We start from the raw sequence: 1,128 nt of genomic DNA on the forward strand, positions 1-1,128 counted from the left end.
GGTGCGTGGATCGCAAGGCGGAGGAGGGAGTCCATGCGGAGCATCGGCGACCGACGACAACGCGGCGAGGCGCGTGCCCCGGCGTCGCCCCGCAGGCGGGAGTTTGACGGCGGGCCCTGACTGGACGTCGCCGGACCAGCCGGCGCTGGCCGACCGCATCGCCGGTGCCGTCGGCGGCGCGCTGTCCGGGCAGCTCGGCCCGGCCGCGACCCGGCTGTTCGGCAAGGGCTGGGAGGGCCGGGCCGCCGAACGGCTGGCCTTCCTGCGCCGCCGCGTCACCGGCGACTACGAGGTCGACGAGTTCGGCTTCGACCGGGAGCTCACCGAGGAGGTGCTGCTCGGACTGCTCCGCCCGCTGGCCGAGAAGTACTTCCGGATCGACGTGCGCGGCGTCGAGCACATCCCGGCCGAGGGCGGCGCGCTGATCGTCGCCAACCACTCCGGGACGATCCCGCTGGACGCCCTGATGACGCAGGTCGCCATCCACGACCACCACCCGAACCACCGGCACCTGCGGATGCTCGCCGCGGACCTGGTGTTCGTGCTGCCGGGCGTCAACGAGCTGGCCCGCAAGGCCGGGCATACGCTGGCCTGCAACGAGGACGCCCAGGCGCTGCTGGAGCGCGGCGAGGTCGTCGGGGTGTGGCCGGAAGGCTTCAAGGGCATCGGCAAGCCGTTCGCCGATCGGTACAAGCTCCAGCGGTTCGGGCGCGGCGGGTTCGTCTCCTCGGCGCTGCGCGCCGGGGTGCCGATCGTGCCGTGCTCGATCGTCGGGGCGGAGGAGACGTACCCGATGATCGGCAACCTGAAGACGCTGGCCCGGCTGCTGGGCCTGCCGTACGTGCCGATCACGCCGACGTTCCCGTGGCTGGGCCCGCTCGGGGCGGTGCCGCTGCCGACCAAGTGGACGATCCAGTTCGGCGAGCCGATCGCCACCGACGGGTACCCGGCGGAGGCGGCGGACGATCCGATGCTGGTCTTCGACCTGGCGGACGAGGTGCGGGAGACCATCCAGCACACGCTCTACAAGCTGCTGGTGCAGCGGCGCTCGGTGTTCTTCTAGCTCGGTGTTCTTCTAGAGGCTCCGTGCCGACGGCCGGGGCCCGGCGGGACGAACCCCCCGGGCCC

At 72.6% G+C, this 1,128-nt stretch carries 1 protein-coding gene; it reads left to right on the top strand.

The annotated features are described in order from the left end of the window. Window positions 1–103 precede the first annotated feature (103 nt). A complete protein-coding gene (locus AB0O00_RS40760) occupies window positions 104–1,063 on the top strand; it encodes a lysophospholipid acyltransferase family protein (RefSeq protein WP_363659702.1) in 960 nt (319 codons plus the stop codon). Window positions 1,064–1,128: the final 65 nt, after the last annotated feature.

Source organism: Kitasatospora sp. NPDC093558 (genome assembly GCF_040683475.1).
Classification (GTDB): domain Bacteria; phylum Actinomycetota; class Actinomycetes; order Streptomycetales; family Streptomycetaceae; genus Kitasatospora.